General features: G+C 42.9%; 15 protein-coding genes. 12 read left to right on the forward strand and 3 right to left on the reverse strand.

From position 1 onward, the window contains the following. Window positions 1-55 precede the first annotated feature (55 nt). From DWB64_RS03185 to DWB64_RS03195, 3 genes are all read left to right on the forward strand, one after another. Window positions 56-367, forward strand: coding sequence for a transporter substrate-binding domain-containing protein (locus DWB64_RS03185; protein WP_129486742.1), 312 nt, complete (start codon window positions 56-58; stop codon window positions 365-367). A 241-nt stretch (window positions 368-608) separates the two neighbouring features. After that, window positions 609-896 (forward strand): hypothetical protein, encoded by a 288-nt coding sequence (locus tag DWB64_RS03190; protein ID WP_129486743.1) that lies wholly within the window; start codon window positions 609-611, stop codon window positions 894-896. A 239-nt stretch (window positions 897-1,135) separates the two neighbouring features. Continuing rightward, window positions 1,136-1,993 carry a hypothetical protein gene (locus tag DWB64_RS03195; RefSeq protein WP_129486744.1) on the forward strand — a complete coding sequence of 286 codons (858 nt, stop codon included), beginning with the start codon at window positions 1,136-1,138 and terminating at the stop codon, window positions 1,991-1,993. A gap of 44 nt (window positions 1,994-2,037) precedes the next feature. Here DWB64_RS03195 and DWB64_RS03200 read toward each other — a convergent pair whose 3' ends face one another. Together DWB64_RS03200 and DWB64_RS03205 are read right to left on the reverse strand one after the other, a co-directional pair. Next, window positions 2,038-3,117 (reverse strand): toxic anion resistance protein, encoded by a 1,080-nt coding sequence (locus DWB64_RS03200; RefSeq protein WP_129486745.1) that lies wholly within the window; start codon window positions 3,115-3,117, stop codon window positions 2,038-2,040. Between the two features lie 15 nt (window positions 3,118-3,132). After that, on the reverse strand, window positions 3,133-5,610 hold the full coding sequence (locus DWB64_RS03205) for a YceG family protein (protein WP_129486746.1): 2,478 nt from the start codon (window positions 5,608-5,610) through the stop codon (window positions 3,133-3,135). 340 nt (window positions 5,611-5,950) lie between these two features. Between DWB64_RS03205 and DWB64_RS03210 the strand changes: the two genes are divergently transcribed. The 8 genes from DWB64_RS03210 (at window position 5,951) to DWB64_RS03245 (ending at window position 14,254) form a co-directional block, all read left to right on the forward strand. Further along, window positions 5,951-6,529 (forward strand): TerD family protein, encoded by a 579-nt coding sequence (locus DWB64_RS03210; RefSeq protein ID WP_129486747.1) that lies wholly within the window; start codon window positions 5,951-5,953, stop codon window positions 6,527-6,529. Between the two features lie 20 nt (window positions 6,530-6,549). Then, window positions 6,550-7,125, forward strand: coding sequence for a TerD family protein (locus DWB64_RS03215; protein ID WP_129486748.1), 576 nt, complete (start codon window positions 6,550-6,552; stop codon window positions 7,123-7,125). Window positions 7,126-7,146: 21 nt separating this feature from the next. Further along, a complete protein-coding gene (locus tag DWB64_RS03220) occupies window positions 7,147-7,749 on the forward strand; it encodes a TerD family protein (protein ID WP_129486749.1) in 603 nt (200 codons plus the stop codon). A 78-nt stretch (window positions 7,750-7,827) separates the two neighbouring features. Continuing rightward, the gene (locus DWB64_RS03225; RefSeq protein WP_129486750.1) at window positions 7,828-9,027 is read left to right on the forward strand and encodes an HpcH/HpaI aldolase/citrate lyase family protein; all 1,200 of its coding nucleotides are present in this window, start codon (window positions 7,828-7,830) and stop codon (window positions 9,025-9,027) included. Beyond that, window positions 9,017-11,449, forward strand: coding sequence for a phosphoribosyltransferase (locus DWB64_RS03230; protein ID WP_129486751.1), 2,433 nt, complete (start codon window positions 9,017-9,019; stop codon window positions 11,447-11,449). The genes DWB64_RS03225 and DWB64_RS03230 overlap by 11 nt, the downstream gene beginning before the upstream one ends. 1 nt (window position 11,450) lies before the next feature. Beyond that, window positions 11,451-12,218, forward strand: coding sequence for an HAD family hydrolase (locus DWB64_RS03235; RefSeq protein ID WP_164980209.1), 768 nt, complete (start codon window positions 11,451-11,453; stop codon window positions 12,216-12,218). Between the two features lie 84 nt (window positions 12,219-12,302). Beyond that, a complete protein-coding gene (locus DWB64_RS03240; RefSeq protein WP_129486753.1) occupies window positions 12,303-13,256 on the forward strand; it encodes a calcium/sodium antiporter in 954 nt (317 codons plus the stop codon). A gap of 71 nt (window positions 13,257-13,327) precedes the next feature. Then, entirely contained in the window at window positions 13,328-14,254 is a 927-nt protein-coding gene (locus DWB64_RS03245; protein ID WP_129486754.1) for a nucleoside hydrolase, read from the forward strand. A gap of 93 nt (window positions 14,255-14,347) precedes the next feature. Here DWB64_RS03245 and DWB64_RS03250 read toward each other — a convergent pair whose 3' ends face one another. Continuing rightward, entirely contained in the window at window positions 14,348-15,457 is a 1,110-nt protein-coding gene (locus DWB64_RS03250; RefSeq protein ID WP_129486755.1) for an HD-GYP domain-containing protein, read from the reverse strand. Between the two features lie 124 nt (window positions 15,458-15,581). On the opposite strand from DWB64_RS03250, the gene DWB64_RS03255 reads away from it, so the two are divergent. After that, window positions 15,582-16,661 (forward strand): Xaa-Pro peptidase family protein, encoded by a 1,080-nt coding sequence (locus DWB64_RS03255; RefSeq protein WP_129486756.1) that lies wholly within the window; start codon window positions 15,582-15,584, stop codon window positions 16,659-16,661. Window positions 16,662-16,678 lie beyond the last annotated feature (17 nt).

A 16,678-nucleotide genomic window follows, 5' to 3' on the forward strand; every position in this document is an offset into this window, starting at 1 on the left:
AACAACTTACTTTGTGCGGTTCTAATCATAGTCTTATCGTTATTCTTCATGGGATGTGATAGGTCAAAGAGACAGCAAAATCATCACGGGAGCATGCGATCTATACCCACCATATGTAGATTTTGATCAGCCCGGTTATGGTCTGTCGATAGAAATAATAACAGCCGCTTATAAAGTTTCGGGGTACGAGTTCAAGCTTGATCTGTTACCATGGGCAAGGGCTGAAATTGTAGTAAACAACAGTGAATACGACATTCTACCTGATGCCTGGTTTACAAATGAAAGGGCAGAAACACTCCTATTTAGTGATCCATATGCTGTGAACGAGCTGCTTTTCATCAAAAGAAAGGGCGATTTCAAATGCTAGAAGCAAAGAGATAATCGAAGCCTTCAATAGCGGATTAAAGGTGATAAAGGATAGCGGCGAATATGATTTGATTATACAAAAATATGATATCAAAATGAACTGATAACTAGAATAGCGAACAAAATCAACCTCGTTAGAAATGACGGGGTTTTCTAGTGCGGATTCACGAAATGGGACACGTGCATTTAGTGATCTGTTCGTTGTCACGCCCTTTGACCGATATGGAGACTTGCTAAAACTTGTGACTGAGGCATTTGTCAAAATTTCTGATCCGAAAAAACCACTGCTAGTCAGAGCGATTGTGGAAGAGGCTGCGGGTGTGATCAAGTCAGCATATGAACACAATCCTGTGTTTGAAAACGTTGGAACGATTGACGATTATAAACGTCATATTGAAGCGGTATTCGACCTGGTAGAGAATAAAAGGTCGCTCTATGAAGCATCCGCCGTGATGGTCGAAAAATCAACAGGTAAGCTAGTGGACACCTGCTTCAATATGGAGTTCGAACAGCTTCCGATATGCAGTTGAACTTGTAATAGCTCGAATTGCAAGATACTCGGTGACGGGTATCTTTTTTCATGTTGTTTACTACCCGTAAATACAGAGGATGGAAATTAGCTTGCTTAAGTGTATGAAAAGATGGATATAAACAGAAATAGGGACGGAAGTATAAATAAGAATTGAAAAACTAAATGAAGGTGATTTCAAATGCACGTCGAAATGGTATACTATTAGCAATAATCAGAAACTTTACTTAGGAGGAACACATGGAAAACAAATATGCACTGCTAGGAGAATTTGAAGTTGATTTTGACTTATCAAGAATCGCAAAGCTATCCGTTCCAGAAAAGTTCAGATTGGTCAATTTTATCGGACTGATCTATCAAGAGGCACATTTTGCAGGTCAAGTAGGCTTGCTTCATATGGATCGGTCTAGAAATTACACGATCAATAAAACCTATAACCTATTTTCGATGCTCGTGGTCAATGGTACTAAATTTGAGATTCTCAGAAAAATAGTGGAGAACTACGCAAGAAATTTCGATAAATCGGATGTGTACTACTCACACGTTGTCATGATCGGTATCGGACTGATGATGATCGACAAAGGATTTTCACCGGATGCGATCTATAATTACCTGATGCATCTTTTAGGAAAAGATTTCTTGATGAAAAACCAAAAGTATGACGGTATCGTGAAAGTTAAAAAAGAAGATAAGGTCGATGTTAGTTTTGAAATAGAATACGAGCCGTTTGAAGGTAACATGAGACGTCTAAAATATGAGCTGTTGGCGATCTTAAGCTACAGCCATGCGAATGGTATCGAGGTGACAAAAGAGCTGATCAATAAAAAATACAACAATCCTGAGTTCAGGTTCTACTTCAATATGCTTCATATCGACTGCGCCGAGACACAAGCTGCGATGTTTGAAGACTACAATGCTGAAGACAGCAGAACGCAAAGACTGATGCTTAACGGGGCATATGCGATACTTCAAAAGTATGACGTTTTCACCACGCACTATCTCTTTAATGCTGTAATCGGTAAGTACTCAAGGTATGATAAGGACAGCGGCGAGATTGAAACAGAAGTCAAAGCAAGACTGGACGACATACTGGCTTAAAAACAAATCAAAGGCTACAGAATCAAATTCTGTAGCCTTTATTTTTATGACAATCTGCTTTTTGACTTGAATTCATCTTGAATCGCATGCAGTCTTTCTGTACCGGCGACTCTTGCTTCTTTTGCTTCCGCTTGGATTCGTTTAGTTTCTTCGATACCCTCTTTGATCACCTGCCATGATTTCTCTAGCGTTTCTATGTCGATAGACGACTTGGATGCCAGGTGAGCTGTTTTTACCGATTGTGAAGCGGTATTCTGTGCGTTTCTTAAAAGCAGTTCGTTCGTCTTGTCGTCAAGCGCCTGCATCGCTTCTGCTTGGGCGGCTTGACGCTTAAGTGTGATTGCCTGGGTCAAGCACTGTTTGAAGATAGGCAAGGTGATGATGAAGGCGGAATTGATTTTTCTGACCAAGTTGTAGTTGCCCTTTTGAATCAGTTTGATTTGAGGCATGGTTTGTAGTGAAACCGTTTTGGCAAGCTCAAGGTCATATAATCGTTGGTCCATCATTTCTGCTACCTGAAGCGCGTTATTGTACTGGATGGTATCGAGTTGCTGACCTGATGTTTGGGCCTTCGCTTCAAGTTCTGGAATGACTTTGTTGTTAAACTCGTCTAAAAACATTTTACCGGCAAGTGCGTATTTAGTGAGCATTTCAAAGTACTCCATGTTCTTGTTGAACATTTCTTCGAGCATGCCGTTTGACTGGTTGATCTCATTTTCATAGCTCTTGAGCTGTTGGTAGACTTTGTCCACTTCAGTGCCCATCGTGTTGTATTTGGCAAAGAGGGCATCGATCATGTTTTTTGATTTGTTGAAGATTTTTTCGAAAAAGTTGGGTTTTTCCTCTTCAAAGTCATCGATGTCGAACTTGTCCATGATCTTGTTAAGCTGGATGAGAAGTGATCCTGAGTCTTCGACTTTTGTCATTCTCATGGTGTCCAGAATCTGATCTGAGAATTTTGAAATCTCATTAGCTGTCTCGTATCCGAATTTCAAAATGGTATTCGGATCGCGAGCGTCAATGTGCTTGGTCAGTGCGAGCACTTCCGGTGAGGACATAAGGTGATTTTGCACTTCGGTTTCGGTTTTTACGATGTCGATCTCGTACTTCGGTTCTGTTGTCATAACGACCTCCTAAAATCATTTAAATAAATTTGAGAAAAAGTTTTTTGATTTATTATTCTTAGCGATTTGACTTAGGTCCAGATTGAATGCTTTTGTATGCAGTTTGAATAAGGAGACATACTCCTTATTGATATGCATTTCAAAATTATCATAGCCGGTTGGAGTTAAGATACAAATGTCAAATCCCATCAAATACAGAAATACAGTGGTGATTGCGTCACTCTCTGAAAATACCGTCTCGTCTCTGTCATAGATGACTACTTTAGGAATATCCGCAGGATAGTCGAAGGTTTGGATTTTTTCGATCAAGGCGGAGTCCAAGTTCAATATGCTGGCCACCACCTTGAATGAAAACATATCCTCACGTCTGTTTAGCAGAAGATCCGAGGTGAGCAGCAATTTCATTTTATCATAAAGCTTATGCTGAAGATGGCTGTTCAGGTGGCTGAAGCGATAAGACCTCAGCTTTGTCAGTTTTTCAAAGGTCAGTTCGTTCTTATCGGTGAATGCGACAGCGACCTCAGATAGCGCCTGTCTGCTGAAATCGACGCCAGTGAAAGGCAGTCGTTTATAAAAGATGGTATGCGCGCCTTTTGTAAGCGTGTTGACCGTGTTGCTGTAATCGGACATGTTTTCGTCGACACCGCTGATCTTTACAAAGAGATTTGGAATATATACATTTTCACCGACAACGTTGAAACCTGTTCGGATTCTTGAAGCCTGATGCCAAAGAATCAACATTTCCTCATAGGTCGTCTTCAGAGTGTTCGGCACCGTGTTGTAGTGTTCAAACTGCCACGGCTTGTAGATTCCTCCCTGATCGTCATAGATCACTCTAGCGATTTCCTCTGATGCCTGATAGGCGGTGGTCTGCTGCTGGACGATCATCAGGGCTTTAGGGAAAGGCCTGTCCTTGACCACTTTATCAAGTACCACAAGTTCAGTGAAGGTTTCGTTTGGATCGATATAGCTGAAGATGTCGTCTTCGAAAGTATTCACATAGAGAATATCCACACCCAATTTGTTTAGCACGATGAGAAATAAGGCTTCATGAGGTTTGATATCACCATAGAAGATCACTTTTGGATTGTATTGATTCTCATAGCCGAGCGCAGAAAAGAGTTGGGGAACAAAGTCGGACATCCAACCGATAAGCTTGATGCAGACATTCTTAAATTTAGCGGTGGGCATACTTTCATTGCCGTCAATCGCTACGATAAGGGTATCCCTTAACGCCTGGTATGCGTGTTCTTTTACAAAGTCGTGTTTGATGAATCCAAAGACGCCGCAGCCTTTGAGCATTTCAACAAAACTCTCAAGTTTTGTGAGGTCCATCGTCTCGTATACCGGCCAGATATCTTTGGTGATCGCTGTGATCTCCTGATAGTTGCCTATGGGGATAGATGAGGTGATCAGTTTATATAATCCAACCTTATCGGAGAAGAACTTATCAAGATGATAAAGTCGATTGTTATACATGCTTTCGTTTACGTCGGTTCCTATGTACCTTACAAAATAAGAAGGAATGATCGGCGAAGGCTCACCGACATATCCCGCTCTATTTCTAAGAGGTTCTTTCAGGTTGTCAAGAGTTCCTGACATACGCTTATGCGTGATGATCACCTTAGAAGAAATAGGTGCTTTGGGTACTGGACGTTTAGGCGCGGACTTAAGGGGTACAGATGGTCTAGTAAAGGGTTTATCCGATGCCCCTGTGGTTTTAGGAGCGGTGGTCGAACTTGGGGATCCGGGCTGATGTCTGGAGTTAGCACCTGAAAAAGGTGGATTGACCTTAAGTTCAAGACTGTTTTGATTATCTATCCACTGAAGTTCCTGGCTGAAAAAGCCTGAAAACTGACCCTTGTCCTGCTTTTTAAACGAGGCAAACAATTGATCGAAGCCAAGGAATCTTAAAAAAATAAAGAAGTAGGTGGCATGAGTGCTTATCTGGCCGTAATAGATCAATTTTGGATTTAAAGGATGTTCATCCAGGCGCTCGCTGTCGAACTTGCTTGATTTGATATAGGTTTCATACCAGAAGATGATTTTGATCACCAAGTTCAACAGGCGACTTTTATTGAAGTTCGTATCCTCATCCCGATAGATGGAAAGCACAGACACGAACGAACTTTTCACATGATCCGGAGCTTCTGGAAGCAAACGGTCGGCAAGCTGCACCAAGTCGTTTTCTGGCTCTGTCAGTGACGAAAAAACAGCCTTCACATGATTGATAAGCGCCGGTTGGGCCGCTGAGGGCATCTGATCCTGAATGACAAGGCAAACCGCATGTTGCTGTACACATTTGGCGATCGCCTGATTGAAATTTCGAACTTCTTCCTCTTCGGTTTTATTGACGCCGTTATAAAAGGCACTGATCACTGGTATCTGATTGGTGGCTGTAAAACCCGGTCGTCTTTTATAGGGCAAGAAAAGGTCTGCGAAAACGTTTCTTGTGACAAAGGGTTGAACGGTCCCATTCCTTGTAAGTTTCATAGCTAACCTCTCGTTAGTATTGTCGCTTCATCGTAGTATTCATTGGAATTATTATAGCATACTAATTGCGCCTACATCAAAATATGGAGGGGGAATTGTTTAAATTTTACATAGTTTATTCACAGTTTGTTAATGTTTACTGGATACAATGATACAAGAAATTGCTAATACCGTTGTTAATTTATGTTATTAACATTACAGATTATTCCTCATCCGTGATTCAGTGGATTCGGTTATGTTATAATTGTAATGGTGATGACGATTTAGAAACATACATACTAACTGCACAAATGATGAATAGGAGGTGTTTCTGATTGGTTGAGATCAATCGGAGAATATTATGGCTGTAAATTTAACTAAAGGACAAAAGGTAGATTTGACAAAAGGCAATCCAGGCATGGACAAGGTAGTGGTCGGATTGGGTTGGGATACCAACAAATATGACGGCGCTCAGGATTTTGATTTGGACTCAGCGGCTTTCTTGACAAACGCTCAAGGAAAGGTAGTGGCGGATTCCGACTTCATCTTCTTCAACAATCTGGTCCATCCATCACAAGCTGTGAAGCATTTAGGCGACAACCTGACTGGAGAAGGTGAAGGAGACGACGAGCAACTGGTTGTCACACTTTCAAAAGTTCCGGCAGAATATGAAAAGATTTCTTTCACAGTGACCATTCACGATGCGGAGGCAAGAGGACAGAACTTCGGTCAGATTTCAAACGCTTTCATCAGAATCGTAAATGAAGCTACAAACGAAGAGCTGATCCGATACGACCTAAGTGAAGATTACAGTATCGAAACAGCGGTTGTTGTCGCTGAGCTGTATAAGCATAACGGCGAATGGAAATTCGCGGCGATCGGAGCAGGCTTCGAAGGTGGTCTCGCATCGCTTTGTCAAAACTTTGGGATCAACGTATAGACTGAATTTAGGAGGCGCATATGGCAATTTCACTGGTTAAAGGGCAAAAAATCGATTTAACAAAAGGAAACAATCTGAATAAGGCAGTGATCGGTCTCGGCTGGGATACGAATAAATACGATGGAGCATCTGATTTTGACCTAGATGCGTCAGCATTCCTTCTTGATGCGAACGGCAAGGCTCAAAATGATTATGATTTCTTATTTTATAACAACCTGGCCCATCCTTCAGGTGGCGTCACCCATACTGGTGACAACCGTACTGGCGAGGGTGAGGGTGACGACGAGCAGATCAAACTTGAATTTTCAAAGATCCCTGCTTCTATCAATACGATCGCCATCACGGTTACGATTCATGATGCAATCGCAAGGGCACAGAACTTCGGACAGGTTTCCAACGCGTTTGTTCGTGTCTTTAACGAGGAGACAAACGAAGAAATCGTTCGTTACGATTTGACAGAGGAGTACTCTATCGAGACGGCGATGGTGGTTTGTGAGATCTACAGACATAACAACGAGTGGAAATTCAATGCGATCGGTAGCGGATTCCAAGGCGGACTTGATGCGCTTTGCAAAAACTACGGACTAGACGTATAAGGCTAAGGATAGGTGTGAATAATGAGTATAAATTTAACTAAAGGGCAAAAAATAGATCTTTCCAAAGGAAAACCCAACCTATCAAAACTTATGGTAGGGCTTGGTTGGGATCCTGTTCAAAAAAAAGCTGGGCTTCTAGGCAGCCTGTTCGGCGGTGGCGGTGCGAACATCGACTGTGACGCTTCTGCGATCCTACTTGATAAAAGCGGAAAAATGAAAGGCAAGTCCAATCTGATCTACTACGGTAATCTCAAAAATGATAACCGAAGCGTGGTCCATCAGGGGGATAATCTGACTGGTGACGGCGATGGTGATGATGAGCAAATCCTATTGGATTTAGCGAATGTTCCAACCGAAATCGATAAAATTGTCTTCGTAGTCAATATTTATGACTGTGCGACTCGTAAACAAGATTTTGGAATGATTCAAAACGCGTTTATTAGAATCGTCGACATGAACAACTCAAATGAAATGTGCAAGTATCGATTGAGTGAGGACTACGCTGGCAAGACATCACTTGTGGTAGGTGAAATCTATCGTGACGCCGCGGACTGGAAGTTTGGTGCGATCGGTCAGGGAACCAACCATAATTCGCTATCAGAATTAATTAAACAGTACACGTAATCGTGTAGTTAACAAGTGTATCCATACATGGTATGAAGCAGTCCAAATGGACTGCTTCAGTTTGTTAAGGAGTATCAAATGAAGTATTTCAATTATCTTTCCACTGAAAAAATCAATCGTATTTTTTTCAAGGCCCCAGTTCCGATAACTATTGATTCTCCTGTTCAAGAGCTGAGGTATGGCTTAGGCGGCACGCTTTACATGCCACCTACGACGATAGATTTCCACTCGATTATCGTCAACAAGAAAATCAGCGGACTTGGCAGTATGGTAATCTGCCTTGAGGATGCGATAAAAGACCATGAAGTTGAACTCGCAGAACAAGCGCTGATCGCTGGGCTTTCTGAGCTTAAAAAAGCGATGATGTCGGGTCTGATCGACAAGGCGCAGCTACCTTTTATTTTCATACGCGTACGAAACGCAAGCCACCTTGAGAAACTGACGGACAGGCTTTGTGAGTTCGAAGACGTTTTTTTAGGCTTTGTGTTTCCCAAATTTGATCAAAACAACTCAGAAGAGTTCATTCAGGCTTTTTTGAAGTTTAAAAATAAAACTGTATCACCAAAGTACTTCATGCCGATTCTGGAATCGGAAGAGATAATCTATGTGGAGAGACGAACTGAAGCTCTCCTAAAGATAAAATCCGATTTGGACTTTGTCAAAGACCATGTGCTGAATGTGAGAATTGGGGCGACAGATTTTTGCTCGAATTTTGGAATCAGAAGGAGCAAGGACTTCACCATCTATCAAATCCATACCGTCAGGGACTGCATCACAGAAATTCTCAACGTATTTTCGAGAAGTTCAAGCGAATACGTGGTATCGGGCAGCGTTTGGGAGTATTTTGATGTGAACATGAGGTTTTTAAAACCTCAGCTGCGGGCCACTCCCTTCACAGAAAGGTTCGGTAAACTCGGAGAACTTAGAAGAAAGAAAATGCTATCCGCCAATTTCGATGCGCTCATCAAGGAGCTCATCGAAGATAAGGAGAATGGAATAGTAGGTAAAACGGTGATACACCCTTCGCATCTGACCATTGTCAACGCCATACATGTCGTCACCCATGAGGAATACAGCGATGCACTCTCCATTATGGGTGAAGCTCAGAGCGGTGGAGTGATAAGGAGCGAGTATAGCAATAAGATGAATGAGATAAAGCCCCATATCAATTGGGCGAGGAAGTTGTTGATGAAAGCAGAAATCTACGGTGTGCTGAATAAGGGTTTTGATTATTTGTCACTTTTACCGCAAGAAGAGGTCGAAAGCAGTGAAAAATAGAGTGCATGAGCATTATGAACTAAAGATCGGTATTTTAAATAATCCCTTCGGAATTGAACCGTCGCAGCTATTCACTTTGGCTACAAGAAACAATCCCAAGAGACGATTCTTATTCGTGTCGAAAGTTTTAGGTAAGCATTTGGATGTCGATCCGAAGACGGCTCTTGCTGCTGGAAGGTTGCTGGCGCTTCGTTATTTCGAGTCTAAAAACGAGAACCTGGCTTACGACCGCCATAAGGTCATCGAAGCTGTAAAAGGAACTCAGTCACATTCGTTTACATTTGAAAGAGGATACAAGCTGGATGAAAACGTAGCCGTATTAGGTTTTGCAGAAACCGCTACGGCACTTGGACATTCTGTCTTCAGCGCATTTGAAGACGCCGGCGTTTATTACCATACAACAAGAGAAAACTATCAAACCGTCGAAAGCTCACTGAAATTTGAAGAAGAGCATTCCCATGCTACAACGCATTATCTTTATGAAGATGAAGACAAAAGACTGAACAGCTATGGGAATGTCATCTTAGTGGATGATGAGATTTCAACGGGTAACACACTACTGAATATCATAAGATCGATTAAGGCGAAGGCAGGTAACAGAAAGTTCACCGTGCTGACGATTCTAGATTGGCGCAGCGAGCAAAGCAGAAAGAAGTTTGAGACCTTCATGATCGAAGAAGGCGTCGAAATAGAGGTCTTCAGCCTGCTGGAAGGCACACTGGACCGCGTTGAGAATTTTGATATGAGTCAGATGGTTCTGCCTGTGACTCCTGCGTATCCTTCGACGAAAGACAATCAGAAAAAGCAACTGCCTGATTACCGTCCTTTGCTGATGCCTTCTTATGGGAAGAAGCTAGATCACAGCATAGCGGATGCCGGATACGGATCCTATACGGGTAGGTTCGGACTTACGGGTGACCACAACAAGTATTTGAGCCGTCAGGCTGCGGAGTTTGCCAAAGTGATCCAGCCGAATGTCGTGGGGAAAACACTTGTGCTTGGTCTTGAAGAGAACATGTATGTTCCCCTTCTCATCGCATCTGAGTTAAAGGGACAGCTTTCCTTTAGATCGACGACAAGGAGTCCGATCCTGTATTTTGACGATGTAGACTATCCCATCAATGAGGCGGTAGCTCTTAAGAGCACTTATCAAAAAGAGGTTGTCAACTATCTTTACAACATGAAAAAGAATGCTTATGATACCGTGCTGATCGTTGCTGAGAAAGCTTCGGATAAGCATGCCCTTAAAGAGCTTTATGAATATATTTGTGATAAGTGCGATCATGCCTTTGTCTATCTGATTGAGGAGGGGCGTAAAAAAATAGCCGATCCCGATAAAATAGGAAGCTACCCGGCGGATGACGTCGTTTTCTTACTGAAGGAAATTGACGGACAGATCAGGGAGCAGGACAATCAGGTTAGAGAACAGGCGATACAGTCCGGAGTGCATTATTCGGAGATGTTGCCGATCGAGTATAAGCCTTCTAAAGAGTATTTGGACCTTTATCACCACGCGATGGATAGCAACGCAAAAAAACTGGCAGCTGCCGTGGGAGCCGTTTCAGAAAGAATCGCAAGTTACCATGACAAGGACTTTGTACTTGTATCGCTGGCAAGGGCCGGAACGCCTGCGGGAGTGCTGATCAAGCGCTATCTTGAACAGGTGGTCCATAAAAAGGTCGACCATTACAGCGTATCCATCATTAGAGGAAAAGGCATCGATGAAAATGCCATCCATTACATTTTGAATAAACATCCTGGAAAAACACTTCAGTTTATCGATGGATGGACTGGAAAAGGTGCGATAACCAATGAGTTGGTTGATGCGATCGACAGTTTCGAAAGCCGATTTGGAGCACAGAAGCTTCTATGCAAAGAGCTGGCGGTGATTGCGGATCCTGCGCACTGCGTAAGGCTTTATGGGACAAGGGATGATTTCTTGATTCCCAACGCCTGCCTAAACTCGACCGTATCAGGACTATTGAGCAGAACCATTCATAGGAGCGATTTGATAGGACTAGACGATTTTCATGGGGTGAAGTTTTATAGAGAGCTGATGGAGGAGGATTTGTCGAATGAGTTCATAGAACAAATCGCTTCACATTACCAGGATACAGGACTCGAGCTTGACCGACAGGAGTTTGTGATCGATCCTTGTGAGCCTTCTTGGCTTGGCGTGGAGGATGTGAACCGGATCATGGATGATTTCGGCATTGATAACGTTCATTTCGTAAAACCAGGTGTAGGTGAGACAACCAGGGTGCTCCTAAGGAGGATTCCATGGAAGATTCTAATCAATGAAAAGGCGAGGGGAATCGATCATATCATCCAACTCGCCAGAGAAAAGGGAATTGCTGTGGAAACCTATCCGCTAAAAGCATACAACTGTTGCGGTATTGTCAAATCGCTCAAAGGAGAATAAATTGAAAGTATTCGCTAGCGATCTGGACCAGACGCTGATTTTTTCAAAACGTTGGATTCCAAATGTCGAAGAGGAACTGAAATGTATAGAGAGGTACGGCGACGGTGGCCGGTCATACATGCTTGAAGAGGCTGAGAGACTTCTATTGAGCATTCAAGATGAATTTGAGTTTGTACCTGTCACCACGCGAACACGAGAGCAGTACGACCGGATAGCATTTGAGGTTGAGCCGCAATATGCCATCTGCTGCAACGGTGGAGTGGTGCTGATAGATGGAGAACCCGACGAGAAGTGGGACCGGGCAATCGCCAAAAAAATGGAAGGGGTAAGGTCGCTCAGTGAAGTCAAAAAAACTGTGGAGAACGCCGTTGATGAGTATGACGGCATCCGCATCAGAACTGTAGAGCAATTATTCCTTTATGTGATCCTAAAAGACAAGAAACTTGCAAAGCAGGTCGAGATTTGCTTAGCCAAGGTCTTTTCATCAACCAAGTGGTCGATCTACCAGCATGGGAGTAAAGTCTACGTCATGCCTAAGTTTCTTACAAAAGCATCCGCCCTTAGCTATTTGCTAGAGAAGTTGGATGCAAAAAAAACGGTGACATCCGGTGACTCAAGGCTAGACTTTGGTATGCGAGAGGTATCCGATTGGTTTATCACGCCAGGTCATGTGGATTTTTCCGGTGACTACAACTGTGACGGGGAAGGACTTGAAAGCGGACTTGAGACACTAACAGAAGCATATCGCTATTTATCCAGGAAAAATTAAAGTTTTGTCATTTAACTTTGATTGTAACTTACCTATGGGAACGTTATAATAACAGAAGACTTACTATGAAAAAGAGAGGTAATTATGGATATTTTATTATTGGTGATTGGATTTATATTACTTGTAAAGGGTGCCGATTATTTTGTTGACGGTTCTGCTTCGATTGCAAAGAAGTTTAGAATACCTTCGATTGTAATCGGTTTAACACTTGTGGCATTTGGTACAAGCGCTCCTGAACTTGCTGTAAGTATCGATGCGGCACTAGCAAAATCGAATGGTCTTGTATTTGGTAATGTAATCGGGTCAAATATCGTCAATACGTTATTTGTACTTGGTTTGTCAGCGGCGATCAAGCCGATTAGGGTAACACTTCAAACTGTGTTTAAAGAAATGCCATTTGTAATTATCGCAACAGTCGCTATGATGCTGATGTCGATGGATCAGTTGATCGACGGTAGTGAGAGTATCATAACAAAAGTGGACGGATGGTTGCTGCTTATTTTCTTTGCAATCTATTTCTATTCCATGATTGAAATCATTATTTTAGGCAAAGAGAAACATGAGCTTGAAGAAATTGAGTTGATGCCTTTTCCAAAGAGTATCTTACTGACTGTTGGCGGATTGGTTGCAATCGTCTTCGGTGCGGACCTGACGGTAAAGGGTGCAGTTGGAATTGCCGATGCGCTCGGATTGTCTGAAACACTCATCGGTCTGACTGTGGTTGCCATAGGAACTTCTTTACCTGAACTGATCACTTCTGTTGTGGCGGCTAAAAAGGGTGAAAATGATATCGCAGTGGGTAACATCGTAGGATCGAACATCTTCAACATTCTTCTTGTACTTGGTGTTTCTGCGACGATCAATCCAATTCAAATCGCAGCTGAAAACTATATCGACCTGTTCATCTTGCTTGCAGCGATGGTTGTCTCAGTACCGCTGATGTACACAGGCAAGAGACTATCTCGTGGTGAGGGAGTCTTCATGGTTTCTGGATATGTGGCATATATGGTTTACTTGGTAGTTCGCACGATCGGCTAATCGTGGTAGTATAGACGTCATTTGGGGTATTAAGTCCTAAATGGCGTTTATTTGATTGAGGGGATGAAACGATGAAAAAAATAATTTTAGATGTAGACACAGGTGTCGATGACGCAGTGGGAATTATGGTCGCTGTGGGTGATAAGAATCTTGAGCTGATGGCAGTAACGACCGTTGCGGGGAATGTCTCGTTGGAGACTGCTTATATCAATTCATATAGGGTGCTTGACATGTTGGGCAAAAACCCGAGGCAGCTTGTGTTCGCAGGATGTCAAGAGAATGTTCTAGAAAGAGATGTACGCGCCCATGAAGTACATGGTATCGACGGTCTTAATGGAATGCTACGCGACAAGCGCTATGAGCTTTGTGATGTACACGGTGTACTAAAGATCATAGAACTGATCAGAGCAAATCCAAATAGGATTACCTTTGTGGGAACAGCCCCAATCACCAATTTGGCACTCGCGATAAAACTTGCCCCGGATATCGTTACAAAACTACAAGAGGTCATACTCATGTCGGGTGCCTATACCGTACCTGGAAATGTGACTCCGGTTGCTGAATTCAATGCTTACGGCGACCCTGTCGCCTTACAGATTGTACTCGATGCGGGATTCAAAAAGCTCAAATTGATCGGTCTGGATGTCACGAAAAAGACTCTGATGAGCGCGAATCGCATCATGACGATCGAAGATGAAAAAACAGCCAGTTTTGTGATGGCGCTTACTGAGTCTTATCGAAAACTATATTGGGATCTGGACCGTCTGGACGGTTGCGCGATGCATGACCCGCTTGCGGTGACCATGGTCAATCACAGTGATTTCTGTGTCTTTAGAGAAGCTTTTGTGCAAGTGGTGATCAATGACGGCATCACACATGGGCAGACCGTCTGCGATTTCAAAAAACAACCGAATGCGCTTGTCGCAGTCGAAGTGGACAGCGATAAGGCACTTGAATATATGATTCGGTCGCTTGATCGTGTGAAATGCCATGAGTAGGTGATGGATAGTCAGTTGTGGCAATAAAAAAGCGCCCTACTAGTGGCAGCAGAGGCTGTAACCACTAGGGGCGCTCAAGTGGTCGTAAAACCACTACTCATCGATATGATAAACAACATGTTCAATCACAACACTTAACTCTGATTTTAGGTCGATTGTCAGTGGATGATCGGGATTCGCACTTTTCAGAATTTCGACCACAGGTCTTAGGGGAATGTCCCTGTTACTTGCGATGATTTCTCCGATATCTCCATTTGAAAGCTTTACATAGGTACCCACCGGGTAGGCAAGCACGCGTTTGGCGAATACGTTGACAAGCGAGAAGTCGAAAAGCTTTCCTGCATCGCCCATGATTTTCTCAAGTGCTTCGTTGGGGTGATAAGCAGGTCTGAAGGGCCGATCGCTTGTTAATGCGTCATAGGTATCCGCTATGGCGATTATTTTTGCCAGCATATTAATCTCGTCGCCTTTAAGTCCATTGGGGTAGCCAGATCCATCAATTCTCTCGTGATGCTGCAAGATAAGATTTCTGGTGTTCACAGGAATATCACTGTAGTTTCTGACAAAGTCAAATCCTTTGCGAACATGGGTCTCAATGGTATGGCGCTCCTGATTGTCTATTTCACCCTTTTTTTGTAGGGGGGTCTGATCGATGAGATTATTGCCGACATCCATCAACAGGGCTGCGACAATCAATCTTCTCAAATCATTTTCATTCAGATGGATTTCAAGTCCGATGAGTAAACTTAGAACTGCCGTATTAACGGCGTGCTCATAGAGGTAGTTATCCATTTTTTTTATGTCGACCATTTCAACAAGCGCGTTCTTGTTCGAAAAAACCTCAGTCAGGATATCTTCAACCATTTTATTGAGATTTGTGATATGTACATTTTCTTTAAACATACTCACTTTGCCTGATTTGATATTTCGTTCTGTTTCTTCAGAAACAAACTCGTCATAGACGCTTTTCACCTTGTTGATTGCCTCATAACGGAGCTGAGGACTGATGATATCTGTAAGTGTCTCGATATCGTCTTTGTGATCGGTTATGTAAATCGATAGGATTTGCTGTGATTCGATTTTTTTAATCAATCGCTCGGTTAGCGTGATACCGGCCTTAAGCAGAATCCTGCCTTGGTCATCGTAGATTGCTTGCGCGATTATCTCTCCAGTTTTAGCGTTTGTTAAAGGTATACGTCTCATAATTACTCCAATATTTTTATGAATATGCTATTATATTATAGTAGCATAAAAGTTGTGATGTGAAAACAAGATGCGGGCGAATAGGTCTGCAGAGAGGTCTGATTTTTAAAAAGGAGAAATCAATTTGAATAGCAGAATAATGAAAGTCATCGAAAACATGAAAAAAAATGATTTGTCTTCGCTTATCATCTCTTCACCGGATGCCATTTTTTATCTGACCGGAGAGACGATTCATCCAGGTGAACGGCTGATGACACTTGTTGTGACAATAAGCAAAAAAATAACGCTGGTACTTCCTACGATGTTTGAAGTATCTCAAACGCCTTTTGAAGTGAAGTATTTTAGCGACGATGAGAAACCGCTCGAGTGGGTGGCTGAACTTATCGACACTAGCGGATCAGTAGGAATCGATAAGGATTGGCCGGCTCGATTTTTACTGGGGCTGATGGAACTTTGTCCAGATGTGTCCTTTGTAAACGGTTCAGCTGCCGTCGACAAGGCAAGGCTGAACAAGGATAGCGAGGAAGTTGTCTTGATGAAGGAGGCGTCGCTTCTTAATGACCGCGCCATGGAGAAGGTGAGAACCTTGCTAGAATCGGGCAACTTGACTGAAGTAGAACTTAAAAGACGTATTCCTGAAATATTCTCATCTGTTGGAGCCGGTGGAAATTCATTCGAACCGATCGTTTGCTTCGGAAAAGGAGCAGCCGAACCACATCATCATTCAGATGAAACCGAACTTCAGCAAGGTTCGATCATTATCGATATGGGCTGCGTATACAAGGGCTATTGCTCGGATATGACTAGAAGCTTTTATTACGGCGAGGTAAGCGACAAATATGCGAAGGCTTATGAGGCTGTGCTAGCTGGAAATGAAGCGGCTCTTTCGCTGGTTAAGCCCGGTGTCAGACTATCAGCCATCGACCATGCGGCAAGAAGCGTGATAGAAAAAGCTGGCTTTGGAGAGTACTTTGTCCATAGGACCGGTCATGGAATTGGTATTGAAGTTCATGAGTTTCCTGATGTGAGCGCATCTAGCGATGCGGTGTGTGAGCCAGGTATGATTTTTTCAGTCGAACCGGGAGTGTACATAAAAAATGAATTCGGTATTCGCATAGAGGATCTTGTGTTAGTCACAGAAGACGGTCATGAGGTACTTAACAGGTATCCAAAGGACTTATCGATCATACATCCTAAAGGATAGAAAAAAGACACGTCCAC

Origin of the sequence: Fusibacter sp. A1 (assembly GCF_004125825.1) — a bacterium.
Lineage (GTDB): Bacteria > Bacillota > Clostridia > Peptostreptococcales > Acidaminobacteraceae > QQWI01.

What these genes read in the sequence shown, in the direction of transcription:
- DWB64_RS03195 (WP_129486744.1), top strand. Translation starts at nt 1,136, where the DNA reads ATGGAAAACAAATATGCACTGCTAGGAGAATTTGAAGTTGATTTTGAC.
- DWB64_RS03200 (WP_129486745.1), bottom strand. Translation starts at nt 3,117, where the DNA reads ATGACAACAGAACCGAAGTACGAGATCGACATCGTAAAAACCGAAACC.
- DWB64_RS03205 (WP_129486746.1), bottom strand. Translation starts at nt 5,610, where the DNA reads ATGAAACTTACAAGGAATGGGACCGTTCAACCCTTTGTCACAAGAAAC.
- DWB64_RS03210 (WP_129486747.1), top strand. Translation starts at nt 5,951, where the DNA reads ATGGCTGTAAATTTAACTAAAGGACAAAAGGTAGATTTGACAAAAGGC.
- DWB64_RS03215 (WP_129486748.1), top strand. Translation starts at nt 6,550, where the DNA reads ATGGCAATTTCACTGGTTAAAGGGCAAAAAATCGATTTAACAAAAGGA.
- DWB64_RS03220 (WP_129486749.1), top strand. Translation starts at nt 7,147, where the DNA reads ATGAGTATAAATTTAACTAAAGGGCAAAAAATAGATCTTTCCAAAGGA.
- DWB64_RS03225 (WP_129486750.1), top strand. Translation starts at nt 7,828, where the DNA reads ATGAAGTATTTCAATTATCTTTCCACTGAAAAAATCAATCGTATTTTT.
- DWB64_RS03240 (WP_129486753.1), top strand. Translation starts at nt 12,303, where the DNA reads ATGGATATTTTATTATTGGTGATTGGATTTATATTACTTGTAAAGGGT.
- DWB64_RS03245 (WP_129486754.1), top strand. Translation starts at nt 13,328, where the DNA reads ATGAAAAAAATAATTTTAGATGTAGACACAGGTGTCGATGACGCAGTG.
- DWB64_RS03250 (WP_129486755.1), bottom strand. Translation starts at nt 15,457, where the DNA reads ATGAGACGTATACCTTTAACAAACGCTAAAACTGGAGAGATAATCGCG.